The 12837-nt window shown below is 58.2% G+C and carries 12 protein-coding genes; 7 read left to right on the top strand and 5 right to left on the bottom strand.

Annotation, left to right across the window (positions count from 1 at the left end; genetic code table 11):
- Positions 1 to 186: 186 nt before the first annotated feature.
- Both ACT2BZ_RS05340 and ACT2BZ_RS05345 read right to left on the bottom strand, forming a co-directional pair.
- Positions 187 to 576, bottom strand: a complete 390-nt coding sequence (locus ACT2BZ_RS05340) for a hypothetical protein (protein ID WP_457939813.1) — start codon at positions 574 to 576, stop codon at positions 187 to 189.
- A gap of 74 nt (positions 577 to 650) precedes the next feature.
- Entirely contained in the window at positions 651 to 2681 is a 2031-nt protein-coding gene (locus tag ACT2BZ_RS05345; RefSeq protein ID WP_457939814.1) for a DNA/RNA helicase domain-containing protein, read from the bottom strand.
- Positions 2682 to 2973: 292 nt separating this feature from the next.
- On the opposite strand from ACT2BZ_RS05345, the gene ACT2BZ_RS05350 reads away from it, so the two are divergent.
- The 6 genes from ACT2BZ_RS05350 (at position 2974) to ACT2BZ_RS05375 (ending at position 7363) form a co-directional block, all read left to right on the top strand.
- Positions 2974 to 3453, top strand: coding sequence for a hypothetical protein (locus ACT2BZ_RS05350; protein ID WP_457939815.1), 480 nt, complete (start codon positions 2974 to 2976; stop codon positions 3451 to 3453).
- A 107-nt stretch (positions 3454 to 3560) separates the two neighbouring features.
- Entirely contained in the window at positions 3561 to 3821 is a 261-nt protein-coding gene (locus ACT2BZ_RS05355; protein ID WP_457939816.1) for a hypothetical protein, read from the top strand.
- Positions 3822 to 3828: 7 nt separating this feature from the next.
- Entirely contained in the window at positions 3829 to 4164 is a 336-nt protein-coding gene (locus tag ACT2BZ_RS05360; RefSeq protein ID WP_457939817.1) for a hypothetical protein, read from the top strand.
- Between the two features lie 482 nt (positions 4165 to 4646).
- Positions 4647 to 5372 carry a hypothetical protein gene (locus tag ACT2BZ_RS05365; protein WP_457939818.1) on the top strand — a complete coding sequence of 242 codons (726 nt, stop codon included), beginning with the start codon at positions 4647 to 4649 and terminating at the stop codon, positions 5370 to 5372.
- 21 nt (positions 5373 to 5393) lie between these two features.
- The gene (locus ACT2BZ_RS05370; protein ID WP_457939819.1) at positions 5394 to 6611 is read left to right on the top strand and encodes a YcaO-like family protein; all 1218 of its coding nucleotides are present in this window, start codon (positions 5394 to 5396) and stop codon (positions 6609 to 6611) included.
- Positions 6612 to 6781: 170 nt separating this feature from the next.
- Positions 6782 to 7363 carry a TfuA-like protein gene (locus ACT2BZ_RS05375; RefSeq protein WP_457939820.1) on the top strand — a complete coding sequence of 194 codons (582 nt, stop codon included), beginning with the start codon at positions 6782 to 6784 and terminating at the stop codon, positions 7361 to 7363.
- Between the two features lie 13 nt (positions 7364 to 7376).
- On the opposite strand, the gene ACT2BZ_RS05380 is transcribed toward ACT2BZ_RS05375, so the two are convergent.
- The 3 genes from ACT2BZ_RS05380 to ACT2BZ_RS05390 form a co-directional block, all read right to left on the bottom strand.
- On the bottom strand, positions 7377 to 9242 hold the full coding sequence (locus tag ACT2BZ_RS05380; protein WP_457939821.1) for a TPR end-of-group domain-containing protein: 1866 nt from the start codon (positions 9240 to 9242) through the stop codon (positions 7377 to 7379).
- A gap of 432 nt (positions 9243 to 9674) precedes the next feature.
- Complete coding sequence (locus ACT2BZ_RS05385; RefSeq protein WP_457939822.1) at positions 9675 to 10694, bottom strand: LLM class flavin-dependent oxidoreductase; 1020 nt, start codon at positions 10692 to 10694, stop codon at positions 9675 to 9677.
- Between the two features lie 130 nt (positions 10695 to 10824).
- Positions 10825 to 11409, bottom strand: coding sequence for a DUF3489 domain-containing protein (locus ACT2BZ_RS05390; protein ID WP_457939823.1), 585 nt, complete (start codon positions 11407 to 11409; stop codon positions 10825 to 10827).
- A gap of 156 nt (positions 11410 to 11565) precedes the next feature.
- Here ACT2BZ_RS05390 and ACT2BZ_RS05395 point away from each other — a divergent pair, with 156 nt between their 5' ends.
- Complete coding sequence (locus tag ACT2BZ_RS05395) at positions 11566 to 12726, top strand: hypothetical protein (protein ID WP_457939824.1); 1161 nt, start codon at positions 11566 to 11568, stop codon at positions 12724 to 12726.
- Positions 12727 to 12837: the final 111 nt, after the last annotated feature.

Genomic DNA, 12837 nt, shown 5'->3' on the forward strand with positions numbered 1-12837 from the left:
CCGGCTTGGGCAGGTATTCAGTTGGAGGCCCTCGCTCCAGACCGGCTAGACAGGGCTTCTGGCAACTCTAGTCTTTTCGCTAATGGCAGAGGCGCGTCGGCACGACAACACGTCGAGGCGAACAAGACGATCAAGGGTCGTTGACAGGTTTATGCACCCGATGCGACGCCAGGACCTCTCCGGTTTTCATCGTGCCAGAGAGACGGCGCCTAATATCAATCCCAATGCACCCAGCGCGACAGACCACACGGTGAGCCAAGCGGGAACATGTACGGCGGGATCATTCACCGACAGATACCAGTGGACCCGGCCGAAGAATCCTACTCGCTTCAACACAAGAACAACGGACTCGTTCTCAACCACGCCGAGGTCAGCACGCTGGTCTATGTCGAGTAATATCTTGTCCGCCTCGTGTTCGTGACCCAAAACGCTTGCGAGGAATGACTGATTGTCACGGGTGATCCGAAACACGGTGAAGCGCTTCGTTCCGCCGCGCCTCGAATAGTGGATGCGGACTCGGCCGCGACCGATATCGTCGATCGGCGCTTTTCCTACAATGAACTTGTTGCTCGACATATCTACCTCCCCTTTTTGGTACTCCTCCGCAGATCTCTCGTAGCCGCGCCGCAAGCGCTGCGCCCAACGAACTCTTAGTCCGCTCCGCGCTTTAGTGGCGTACACCCCGCTGCCACCAACGCATAGGCGATCTCATCCGCCTCCCGGGGTGGTCTAGTCGGATCGTCGCTGTCTCCACGAGGAACATAAAGGATCGATCCCGCACGCCCCCGGGTAAGCAGCACACGGTAACCGTTTAGGCGAAACTGATGCTTTGCAGGCTCGTGAATGACCTGCCATTTAGGCGCGCGCATCATCCGCGGCTTCCAGCGATTGCCTGACCAGATAAGATCGCCTCCCCAGCACAGGCCGACGTAGTCGAGCTCCAACCCCTGACAACCGAACTCGCTCATTGGCGTCTCAAGAGCTCCCGAGCTTCGGAAATCTGTCCAGGGTTTGAGGAACCAATGGCCGATAGGCCCCAGTTCATTTGAGCGCGGTGAAGGTGGGATGCCCTCTCCGATCAATCGGACAGCTCCGGAACTGGTAAGTAGGCCGACAGAGCGTCCTCCGCGGCGCCTCTGCTTCAGCCAGTCTTTGGCGTTACCGACATCTCGAGTTAGATATGCAGGCGGCTCGGCCATCTGGTTTGCGATGTTTCGCGCCTGGTCCAGATCTCCGTCAAGCAACGCGGCGACCCACCTGCCGTGCAGGGGGTTGCGATAGCTTCGAATTGCATTCGCCAGATGAAGTGCGGGCTCACGCTGCACTTGATCGGGCGAGATATCTCCTCGGGCCAGAAGACCCGAGCCAGCTACATCCGGACCGCCGTCCAGCGCCTCAGGGGCCGCGATCACCTTCCACGGGCGACCTCGCTTGGCGGCCCGATCCAGTGCCTCACCCCAAAGGGAGAGGCCACCTTCTCCCCGATTGATTTCTTGTCCCGGCCCGACGAGGCAGACCAGGCAACTCCATTCAAGTCGTTCAAGAATATCTAGGAACAGCTCTGGCTCAGACTTGGGCCGACCCATCAGCTCCTGGCCAACCTTTTCATCCCAGGCTCGCTGCGCCTCGTCAAAAACGATCACATGCTCCGGCGGCACTGCGCCGTCGGTATGCTCTTTCAGATAGCCCAGCAGATTTTGTATGGCTGCATCCGCTTCATATTTTGCAGCCGCCTTAGTGCCACCTGTGCGGGTCGCACTATCGGCGGCCAAGGCTTCTGTCAGGACGTGAACGAGTGGGCGATTGCCTGAAAGCAGGGCTGCTGGTCTAGTCCCTGAACGGCTCTTCAGCGCGAGGTCGAGACCAAGCAGCGTCTTGCCCGCACCTGGAGCCCCAGTCACGAAACAGACGATTCTTGAACGAGTTGTTTCGGCCTCGGCGGCAATACTCCTGAGGCGTTCGCCTGCAGCCTGAAGCTCAAGATCGGCGGCATCTCCACGGCCGATGTCAGCAATTTGATGGCCTGCGTAAAGGGCTTGCGCGGCCTCAACAATGGTTGGAGTGGGCCGGTACGGTGACAGATCAAAGCCCAGCGCATCGAGTGGCTCGGCAGACGCGTCCGAAAGCGTTGCTGCAAGCAGCACGGCGTCACCCAGCGTGTTGGCATTGGTAAGCAGAAGCTCGGCCACGCCATCGACCATATGAAGCCGAATTTGCCTGGCCGGTGCTTCTTCCGCACAAAGGATCGGTACGACGTACCGAGCTTGGCTGACCTCGTGAAAGTCACGAAGGGACTGAGCATAACGTTCCGTCTGAATCTTGTCCGCGACATTGTACGTGCGGGCACCGATCTTGAATTCGATGACAATCACCAAGCCTGGTGCAAGTACCACTGCATCGAGCCGCTTGCCTAGGCGATAGAGCGGTACCTCTAGCAGCACTGACCAGCCCGGCCTGTCAAAGGAGGCCAGGATTGCCTTCAGGATTTCTATCTCACGTTCCCAGGCTCGAACCTGCTCGGCTTCGGCCGCCGCATGGAAGGCTACGTGACGGCTGGATAATTGGCCGACGATAGCGCTTGGATCGCTAGCCAAGAAGTCGCTCACGGTTCCACTGAAGAACGTCCGGCGAAGCTTTGAGGTATCCACGGAAATGGTTTCCGCGAATTGGATATTGTCCATCTTGGTAATCCTGTGCGGCCCGAAAATCAGTCTGACCGTAGTCCAGATACCTGACTCGACTCTTACACATTGGCCAACATCTTTGCCTAGCCAATGAGAGAACATCCATCAAAGGCAACAGACACAATTCGGCAGGCGGAAAGTTCAGCGGATGTGGATGAATAGTCAGTATCTTTCGGGCCGGCAGGCTTGCAGAAAATAGCAATGTCGTTCACTACGGAGTGGGCACCGAATTGCTTGAACAGGGCCAAAGAAGCCTGGCAGAAATTCGGGAAATATGGGGGGACATCCGATGCTGTTCGACGGCCGGGCGCTGCGCGCCTTTGTGCTTGTTATCGCCTCGCTTTCATCGAACGCCTGTACGACCACTCCCCAGGCGGTTGCAGCAAACCCGACTAAAGTCAGCAAGTCGGCACTATGCCGATCGTTTGTGACGACCCAGGACAATGCGTTCCGGCAGCAACTCTATGTCGAACTTTCAGCTCGTTCGATCACGCCAATGCAATGCGGCGAAATGGTTACAAAGGAAAACCAAGCACTCGCCGTCGCTGCCGTCGTAGCCGTCGGCGTCACGGCAGCTGCGGTCTGCGCGAACAATGATTGCGGCGGCGGTGGCTACGTCCCTCCGAAAAGGTATGGACGATATGGCGCTGAATGGGACATGTTTTACAATCAGTACGGCCAACAAGTATGGGCTTGCCGCGACACGGCAAACGGCGAGTTCACCTACGAATACAGGTGCGCAGGGTCGGCAAGATATGACCACTGGTGAGTAGCAGCACGCTGAAACTGAAGCTGCCCAACAGCCAAGGCAAAGTTGGGGATCTCGATTTGCCACAGCGCGGCTTCGCGGGCATCATTCCATGACGGGAGATCAAGATGTCACTGGCCGACGAACTGCTTGCCGCGTGTGAAGATGAGAGCCTGGCGCCCGAGCTGCGCGCGTTGCTTCGCCGTGCCGCCGAACTCATCTCGGAAGCCGAACTCGACGCCGAGTACCTTGAGCTGATCCGCGAGATGAATGAAGCCAACCAGCGCCCTTTTGGCGGCAACGAAGTAGTCAAAGACTGGCTGATCAGGCGGGGAGGCCTCCCCATCGAAGATCTTGACGAAGAAAGCGAGACGAAGGGGAGCGCCTAGGGCGGGGATGCAAGGTCCTGCTGCGCTTTGCCTGGCGCTGGGCCTGGTGTTCCCCGCCAGTCCGGCAGCGTCGCAGACCTTCAACTGTCAAATTCCCATTCCTACGCTCAAGGATCGGCTTATCGCTGAGAGCATCGCCCGGTACCCCGGCAACTGCCCATGCCCCTACAACAGGGATGCTCGCGGCCGAAACTGCGGCAAGCGCAGCGCCTGGACCAAGCCCGGCGGATATTCGCCGCTCTGTTTCCCGGAAGATGTGACGGCCGATATGCTTCGCGAGTTCTGCGAGGTGCTGAAGCTGCGCGGCGAGGGAGTCGGGGTCAATCAGGGCGGGTTGTATTGATCGAACGGTTAGTCGGCCGTTGCTAGTGTGGCGGGTTAGTGGCACGCCTGCCATATGATCGCCAACAGCAGCCGCGCGTGGGGTGCGATGACAAGGCGACCGGACCCATGTGGTTGCGTCGCGCCGCCATCTAGCTCAGAGGAGCGTCGGAACTAGCCGGGCGATTTGCAGTGGTCAACATCCAGCCTGCGCTGCCAATTTTCTCTACTAGATGTGTCTGGCTGCGGGCACTGAAGGTGGCTGGTTGCGAAGCAGTTCGAGACGACCAACAAGTAAGCTGAGTTTGGACGCTTGTTGGCCAATCTGGCCTCCCGGCTCGATGCTCTGCCTTGGCAAGTTGTAGTCCATACCGCAGACATGTGGATTCTTGATGTTGGAACTTGGGGGACTGTCCTTGTCGTTCGCCAAAAGATCGACAAATCGCCCACAAGAAAGTAGTGTATTCGTGGATACACTCTCTTGTTGTTTTCTAGGAGATCAACATGCCTGAATCAGAGGATGACTTCTGTACGGATTATCAAGCCGACCCGGAGGTGAGGGTTCGAATCGACAACCAGGTTTCGCCCTTCTACGCACGTTACAATCGCTGGGAAAGGGCAGGTGCCAATGCAGAACGAAGCGTTATGGCCTACTTCTTCAGCCAAGTGTTTGATGCAGTAGAAACTGCGCTAGACGCTGGAAAGGGTCAGCCGAAGGGTGGTGTGCTGCAGGGCGACTGTAGCAAATTTCAATCCTTTCGAAAGGACGGGCCTGGTCCATATTTTCCAGCTCTCAGTTCAGACGAAAGGAACATACTCCAGGCTAACGGATTACCATTAACGAGCGCAAATTCTTTGGGTCTCGATAGATTCAAGGCACTTCTGCTGCTCTACTTCACTGGTATTGACGTCTCAGACGAAATTCTCCGCACGATAAACGGAACGATCTTCGTACAGGTAGACTTGAAAGGCATTGCCGGCGGCGGCGGTGGTCGCGACAAGCGACTGTTTGTCATCCCAGGTGATCAGCTTGTCGAGTTCGACGCCGATCTAGATCTCGGGCTTTGGCGGATTGTCGACGACCAGATAACGGACGCTCTGGACGCAGTCCGTAGCAACACGATCAATGTCACCGGAGCTGTGCAGCTGCGGCTTGGAGATAACAATTTGGCTATTTACGAGCCAATCAAGGTGGGCGGTGGCGGCATGGTTATCATGGGCAGAGCCTAGGTCGGACCAATACAAGCCCAGATGCGGCAGGCTACTAATAACCACTCGGTCGAATGGCCTCGTTCACTCGTCATCAATCCAAATGAGCCGCATTTCTCGCGATCGGGCAATCTTTGCCGAACGTTGGAGGCGGCACTTGAATTTGCCGGTTCAGCCGGGATTACGCGCGTCGCTGATGTCGGTGGACTTGACGATTCACCGCTTTCGGTCGTGTCCGTCATCCGCCCTGCGGCGCGCTCGATCTGTCTGTCTTCTGGCAAGGGCCTAACCTTGCTAGAGGCGTGCGTATCTGGACTGATGGAGGCACTAGAACTCCACTACGCCGAGACGTTTGACCAGTGTTGCCGGGTAGCCGAAGTTCCAGGCGACATCCTTATGCCGGCGTTCTCCGGCTATCCCAAGATCGCCCGGTCCGGAGCGGAGGGTAGCGACACGAGCGACACAAGAGTGACGCTGGGAGTTTGTCTGCGGACGGGAACAGAGGCCGCAGTGCCGTTTGACCTCATCCATGTCGATCTTCGCACCGGCACGGCGTTCCGGCGTGACGGGTTCGTTGTGAGCAGCAACGGTCTTGGTGCTGGCCAATCACGCGAGGCGGCGGTCGTGCATGGACTTTGCGAAGTCATCGAGGGCGACGCAGTTGCCCTATTCCAAGCATCAGGCCGCCGCCGAGGCATCCCGGTGCACGCCAACCGCATTAGCGATAGCGCAACATCGATCCTCATCGCTGCCCTGCAAGAAAGGGCGATCGACGTTACGCTTTGCGAGATAACCACCGATGTCGGTGTACCGGTATTTTACTGCAGCCTGACGGAGATTGGAACGTCGCCGCTGCGACTCCCTGTATCCGCCGCCGGGACGGGTTGCCACCCTAACGGTCATGTCGCCATGCGACGAGCGCTGATGGAAGCGGTGCAGACAAGGGTGCTCCTCATATCAGGCGCGCGCGATGACATTACACCTGAATACTATGCAATGGATTTGTCCCCTGCGCAGATGACAGCGCAAATGCCGGCTGTGCTGGATGGTCCAATCTCCGAACTGCCGGGTCACGCAAGCGTTGAATGGGTTGTCGGCCGCCTTGCTTCGGCCGGATTTATGCACCCTATAGCCGTCGACATTTCCCCGCACTGTGGTGCACTATCTTTTGTGCGGGTCGTCGTACCTGGCTTGGAGGGCTACCCGTTCGCACGCGGCTACATCCCAGGCAGCCGCGCACGATCGGCACGAGTGACGTGAGGGCGACCGTCTTCGTTGGCCCGACCCTGGGATCCTTGCCCCGCCTTATCGGAAAGGACGCGCCGTGGGACTGGCGACAGCCAGCGCGGCAAGGCGATATTTATTGTTGCGTACGTGACGGGGTGCGAATCATCGGCCTCGTCGACGGCGTTTTCAGGGGAGCGCCATCGGTGCAGCACTCAGAAATTCGTTGGGCTATCGACAGAGGCGCTGTGGTCTGCGGAGCTTCGAGTATGGGTGCGCTGCGGGCAGCCGAGCTTCACCAATTTGGGATGATTGGTATCGGCCGGATATTCGAGGATTATCGATCCGGCATACTGACGCGGGATGATGAGGTTGCGATCGAACACGGACCCGCCGAACTCGACTTTCCAATTCTATGCGAAGCACTAGTCAACATACGCCCCACGCTTGCTCGGGCAGAGGCTCTAGGTTTGGTCACAAGCCAGCAACACCAGCGCCTGGTCGAGGTAGCTGGATCTATGCATTATCCGAAAAGGACATTTGAATCGCTTGTTGCGATACACAACGTTGCCCATCCCGACGAGTCGGTTTCGCCTTCAGTCGCGAAATGGCTGACTCAGAATCGTGTAGACCAAAAGAGAGAGGACGCGTTCCAGCTTTTGTCGCTTACCGGTCGGCTGACGCGAACCCCAATTGATCACCAGCCAGCGCAAGCGTTTGAGGAAACTGAGTACTTTATGGCGTTTCGCGGCCGTTTCGACAATCCGATCCTGCGCCTCCTGAAGTAATAGGCTTTGCGGATTATGCTCCTGGCGGCCCTGACGCAGCAATCCTGCGCTCGCATTTTTCAACGATGCCTACAAAACGTGGGTGTCCGGCAAGTGGCTGCAGGTCGGCGTCTTGCTTTAGCCATTGCGCGAATTCGACTGGCATCCGAAATACGCAGGATTCAAGAAGGTCGATCGCGCGGTCAATCTCCAGAATCTGCGCCAGCGCGCATGACAGGTTGTAGCGGTCAGTCATGTCGTCTGGCTCGATAATTAGGGCGCGTTCGATCCACTCGACAGCGCGCTCCTTTTCCCCAAGGCGCGCGAGCGCCAAGGCTCCGTGGGCGATCGCGTTGGCGTTGTCGCGGCGCATTGCGATTTCCCGCTCAATCCGCTCAAGCGCTTCATGCGTTGTCTTTCGGAATTCGTCTTCCTGGCCCAGGCCGCGCTGAGCGAGCGCAAGGAGATTGAGTGCAGTGTGGTCCGTCGCGTGAAGCGATGCGGCGTAGTGGAAATGCTCAATTGCCTGCTCATATTCTCCCAACTCAAGGTAGGTCATCCCAAAATTGTGGTGGACATCGAAGGAATCGGGTTCGAGATCTGCGGACTGACGATGCTCTTCAAGTGCGTCGTCGAATTGGCCGCGCTCTGCCAGGACTCTGCCGATTGCCGCATGGGCTTCCGACAGATCGGGCTCTATCAAAAGCGCTCTGCGTGCCTCTTCCATGCCGGTATCGGCAGATCTGCCGGCGGTATGTAGGTAAGACATACAAAGCGAGGAAAGCGCCCATGCACGGGCGTAATTAGTGTCGATCTCCAGCGCTCGCCTGCAGAACCGTAACGCGATTTCATAATTCCTGGCGCCGCGCAGGGAGAAATAGGACCTCCCCATCAAATAGTAGCGATAGGCGTCGGAATCGTAGGTCGAGCGGGTTTCAATCGCCGTCCGCTCGTCCGGCAGAAGGCGGACCTTTAAGGCGGTAACGATTGCAGTTGAAAGTTCGTCTTGCAGGGCAAATACATCACTGATCTCGCGATCGTAGCGTTCGGCCCAGATCTCGGTGTCACGAGCAGAGTCCACCAGTTGCGCGCTGACTCTCACACGACTGCCTGACTTGCGCACGTTGCCTGTTACGATGTGACTGACGCGAAGATCTGACCGGGTCTTTTCGATGGCCAGAGGTCTGCCCTTGAGCATGAAAGATGTCGTGCGCGACACGACCTGAAGCGCCGATACCTTCGATAGGTCAGTTATGATATCTTCGCTTATTCCGTCCGAAAAGTATTCCTGTTCGCGATCCCCGCTGTCGTTGGCAAATGGTAGCACAATCAAGGAAACCGGGGCCTGCGCTCCGACCGGGGCCGCTGCGCTGTTTGTCAGAACGGAAGGCGCCATCACGCGATAGACTCCAACCTGTCTGTCGATGTTCTTCAGGGTCTTCAAACCCAAGTCAGCGAAGTCGTGACCGCACTTGCCTCGCACCTGTGCGAAAACCGAGTCGGATACGAAGATCGAACCTGGCTCAGCGATTGATTCTAGACGCGCAGCGATATTGACGCCGTCGCCGAACACATCGCTGCCGCGAAGCACCACATCCGCCAACGCGATCCCCACCCGATAAACGATCGGCGCGCCGGCTCGCACGGTGTTGGCCTGGGCCACGGCCGACTGGAACGCTACTGCATACTCTACGGCGTTCACCGCGCTACCAAATTCGATTAGCGCGCCGTCACCCATATATTTGACAAGCCTTCCCCGGTGCTTGGCGGCCAATGGTTCGAGAATTTCAGTGTTGATGCTGTCCACTTCCGACAAGATGCCGATCTCGTCCATGCCGACAAGGCGGCTGTATCCCGCAATGTCGGCGACGAGAATTGCTGCAAGACGGCGTTCAATCATGGCGACCTCGGGGTTAAAACCTACTCGCCGCGCGTTGTTTTGGCCAACGAACAATAAGCACGATCTACATGTTCATAGCCGGCATTTGATAGATTGGGTTGATGATGAATCGAACTGGCTATCAAGTCCACCGTTTGCAAATGAACTGGTCAAATGGACCTTAGGGTTTCAATTCGTTTGGTTGCGCCTGACGCGTCAAGTGCGGCCCCGCCAACGGTGTTCGAGTTCATTCCGGACAGAAATGCGAAGATGCGATTGCGCTGTGGTGCTGGGGCACCGAAATTGATGTCCGCGACGTTCTCCAGTCCTTGGCAATTCTGCCCGGTGAGTGGACCGGGAATCTAAATCCGTATCCATGCTCAGCACGCCGCGGTCGCAAAGTGAGTCGCCCAATGCTGCGAGTTTCGCGGCAGAGCGTTGTACTCCGCTAGTTTATCGCCAACCGAGTACCGGGGCGACGTGGGTCAAGACAGCTTCTATGACATGAGCATTGTATTCTACGCCGAGCTGGTTTGGCACAGTAAGCAGCAGCGTGTCGGCCTCGGCAATGGCCTCGTCGCCCTTCAACTGCTCGATTAGAACCTCCGGCTCGGCGGCGTAGCTGCGGCCAAAGACGGCCAGCTTCTCTGGCTCGATATAGCCAAAATGGTCTTGGCTTTCGCCGCCGCCGAAATAGGCCCGGTCGCGATCGTCCACCAACGCAAAGATGCTGCGGCTGACCGACACTCGTGGTTCGCGCGCATGACCAGCTTCTTTCCATGCTTCGCGATAGGCCCGAATCTGGGCAGCCTGCTGGACGTGAAACGGTTCGCCGCTCTCGTCGAACTTGAGCGTGGAGCTCTGCAGGTTCATCCCGAGTTTCGCCGCCCATTCGGCCGTTGTGTTGGTGGCTGCACCCCACCAGATGCGGTCGCGCAGACCTGCCGAATGCGGTTCGACGCGCAGCAGGCCGGGCGGGTTCGGGAACATCGGTCTCGGATTTGGGTTCGCGAAGCCTTCGCCTCGCAACACGTCGAGCAGAACTTCCGCGTGACCTCGAGCCATATCAGCATCGGTTTGGCCCTCTGGCGGGGCGTAGCCGAAATAGCGCCAGCCGTCGATCACCTGTTCGGGCGAGCCGCGGCTGATTCCAAGTTGCAGGCGTCCGCCAGATATTAGGTCCGCAGCGCCCGCGTCTTCGGCCATGTAGAGTGGATTTTCGTATCGCATGTCGATGACCGCCGTACCGATCTCTATTCGGCTGGTCTTTGCACCGACCGCCGCTAGCAGCGGAAACGGCGATGCGAGCTGGCGCGCGAAATGATGCACCCGGAAATACGCTCCGTCGGCACCAAGCTCCTCGGCAGCGACGGCAAGGTCGATCGACTGCAACAGGGCATCGGCGGCCGTTCGCGTTTGAGACTGTGTCGAAGACGACCAATGGCCGAAGGACAGAAATCCGATCTTCTTCATGAAAATCCTGTGAGATGGCGATAGTCGTGCCCGTGTCAGGTAATCATGCTGAAGGCATCCGGCAAGCGTGCCCAAGGTCACCGGACCGCGCACCGCCGGGAGTCCGCCAAGCCGATCGTTCTGCCGTTCCTCAGCTGTTAATGCGGTTAGAGCCGACGGCGGCCTTGTATACTCGACCGCGGCCCTCAACCTTCTCCGACGCTATCATTAGCCCGAATTTCTTTACCAGCGCGCCCGACATTACGCCACGTATTGAATGCCCTTGCCATCCCGTCGCCCCGACCAGTTCCTCGATCGTTGCGCCCTCTGCCCTGCCCAGCAGCTCGACCAACATCGCCAGTTTTGAGCCAGCGCGAGGTGACCGCGGCTCCTTAAGCGATGGGGGCGCCTCCTTGGCGGCAACGGTACCCTTCTTTCCGGCCGAGCGGGATCGGCGGCCAGCCTTGCCGTGTCGCAGCAATCCGACGGCCTCCAAGCCGGCTTCTGAGATGACGACCATCAAAGACTGGCCCTGGTCATCTTCCCGCCAGACCGGAGCCTTGGGGATGGCAGGCTTCTCGATTACCAATCCCATCGCCATCAATCGCCTTATAACGCGGACCTCTGAACCGGCGTTGAGTTTCCCGTTCCGGATCGGCCAGGCGATGTAGTTGCTTCGAACAGCGGCTGCATGCAGCGTGCTGCGCTGCAGTTTGGTGAGTTTCAATTCGGACATTCTTCGTCTCCCGTTGTGGCCCCGCGGGGATCGCGGTGCCTGCACGGCGGCGGGCCCGGTCAGTTCTGCCGGGCGTGGGAGGGCGGCGCCTCTTGTCTGGCGCGCGTTGGATTGAAATGCTTGTTTGCAACAACAAGTCCAGCGGTGAAGTCGAACATGACCGATCCTTTTGCGGTTACCGAATACGATCTCGACGATCTCCCTGACGCTCGAGATGCCCAAAGAAACGAGATGTTCTTCACGCGGGGAACCCACGGAGAACCTGGTTTCGCAGACGTCTGGATCGCGCATGCGGCTAAACGAACGCATGCGCGCCACATCGATACTGTTGACTATCTGGCGCGCACGGTTCGCGACGCATATGAAATTGAGCGGTTCGGATTCCTGGACTTTTCGCTGGCTGGCGAACCAGGTCAGAAGGTCATAGCGCTTACACAGGAAAGCTTGGCCAAGGCCACTATCCTTCCCGACAAAGAAATGTCCGACCTGCGGACTCGGCGGCTGGCTTTGGCGACGCTGGTCGATCAGCTTGCACTTGAAGGAAAACCTCTGACCTCTGACATACGAAAGACACTCGCTGTCGCGCTCAATTTGGAAGAGAGAGTTCGTCGCCGGAAGCAGGCGGCCGCCTTGGTCTACATTGAGGCGCAGTTCATCGCACGCGGCGCCACCGTCACAGCTGCCTTGGCGGAGGCCAGATTGAAACTCGGAGTGTCTGAAGGCACGCTATATTCATTTCGGAAGAGCCCGATCTATCAGGCTCGGCTCAAAGCGGCGACGACGAACAGGTCCTCGCAACATCCGACTGCGCAAACAGAGACCTATCATGCATCAGACCCTTGGTTCGCCGGAACTAACGTCGGCGATCGGCTTGATCATGCAGACAGGATTGCGCAACGCGTAATTTACGCCTCAGTAGAAGCCGAGCCGAAATCCAAGGCCGGCAAACGAGCGCGTCTGGCGAGCCAGAAATTGCGATGGGATGTTCTAAACCTCCTCCAGGGGGCAGACCGACTGGGGAGCCCGCCCACCGAGATCATGAGGGTTGCCCTGGACCATGTCCTTGGGTTGATAGATGGACGCGCTAATGTCGTCCCGATACCTCTGGGAGGCGTTGTTGACCGCAAGGCGTTCATGGACATGGCAAGGCTTGAAGCGGGTTGGCGGGGAAGACCTACACTTCCGACATTGCGCGCTGCTTTCGCTGAGACCTACGGCAACAGACCCGACGAGGGCAGCTTCGGCGCCAGAAGGCGTAGTCCTCTTTACCAGACTGCCCTCCATCTCCTGAGCGAGTGGCGCCGGCGAACGGGCTGACAGGCACTTCAAAACAGCTGCGGGTCGCGCCGCTGCAAACCACATCCGCCTATTCCCAAATGACGATCAGTCGAACGCGAGGCCTTGCTTTGTAGGGCTTTCGCGTCGGCA

It is taken from the genome of Mesorhizobium sp. 10J20-29 (genome assembly GCF_054130485.1).

Coding starts and splice junctions, on each gene's coding strand:
- ACT2BZ_RS05370 (WP_457939819.1), top strand. CDS start 5,394: ATGCGGCAGGCTACTAATAACCACTCGGTCGAATGGCCTCGTTCACTC.
- ACT2BZ_RS05360 (WP_457939817.1), top strand. CDS start 3,829: ATGCAAGGTCCTGCTGCGCTTTGCCTGGCGCTGGGCCTGGTGTTCCCC.
- ACT2BZ_RS05365 (WP_457939818.1), top strand. CDS start 4,647: ATGCCTGAATCAGAGGATGACTTCTGTACGGATTATCAAGCCGACCCG.
- ACT2BZ_RS05390 (WP_457939823.1), bottom strand. CDS start 11,409: ATGTCCGAATTGAAACTCACCAAACTGCAGCGCAGCACGCTGCATGCA.
- ACT2BZ_RS05385 (WP_457939822.1), bottom strand. CDS start 10,694: ATGAAGAAGATCGGATTTCTGTCCTTCGGCCATTGGTCGTCTTCGACA.
- ACT2BZ_RS05350 (WP_457939815.1), top strand. CDS start 2,974: ATGCTGTTCGACGGCCGGGCGCTGCGCGCCTTTGTGCTTGTTATCGCC.
- ACT2BZ_RS05380 (WP_457939821.1), bottom strand. CDS start 9,242: ATGATTGAACGCCGTCTTGCAGCAATTCTCGTCGCCGACATTGCGGGA.
- ACT2BZ_RS05395 (WP_457939824.1), top strand. CDS start 11,566: ATGACCGATCCTTTTGCGGTTACCGAATACGATCTCGACGATCTCCCT.
- ACT2BZ_RS05340 (WP_457939813.1), bottom strand. CDS start 576: ATGTCGAGCAACAAGTTCATTGTAGGAAAAGCGCCGATCGACGATATC.
- ACT2BZ_RS05345 (WP_457939814.1), bottom strand. CDS start 2,681: ATGGACAATATCCAATTCGCGGAAACCATTTCCGTGGATACCTCAAAG.
- ACT2BZ_RS05355 (WP_457939816.1), top strand. CDS start 3,561: ATGTCACTGGCCGACGAACTGCTTGCCGCGTGTGAAGATGAGAGCCTG.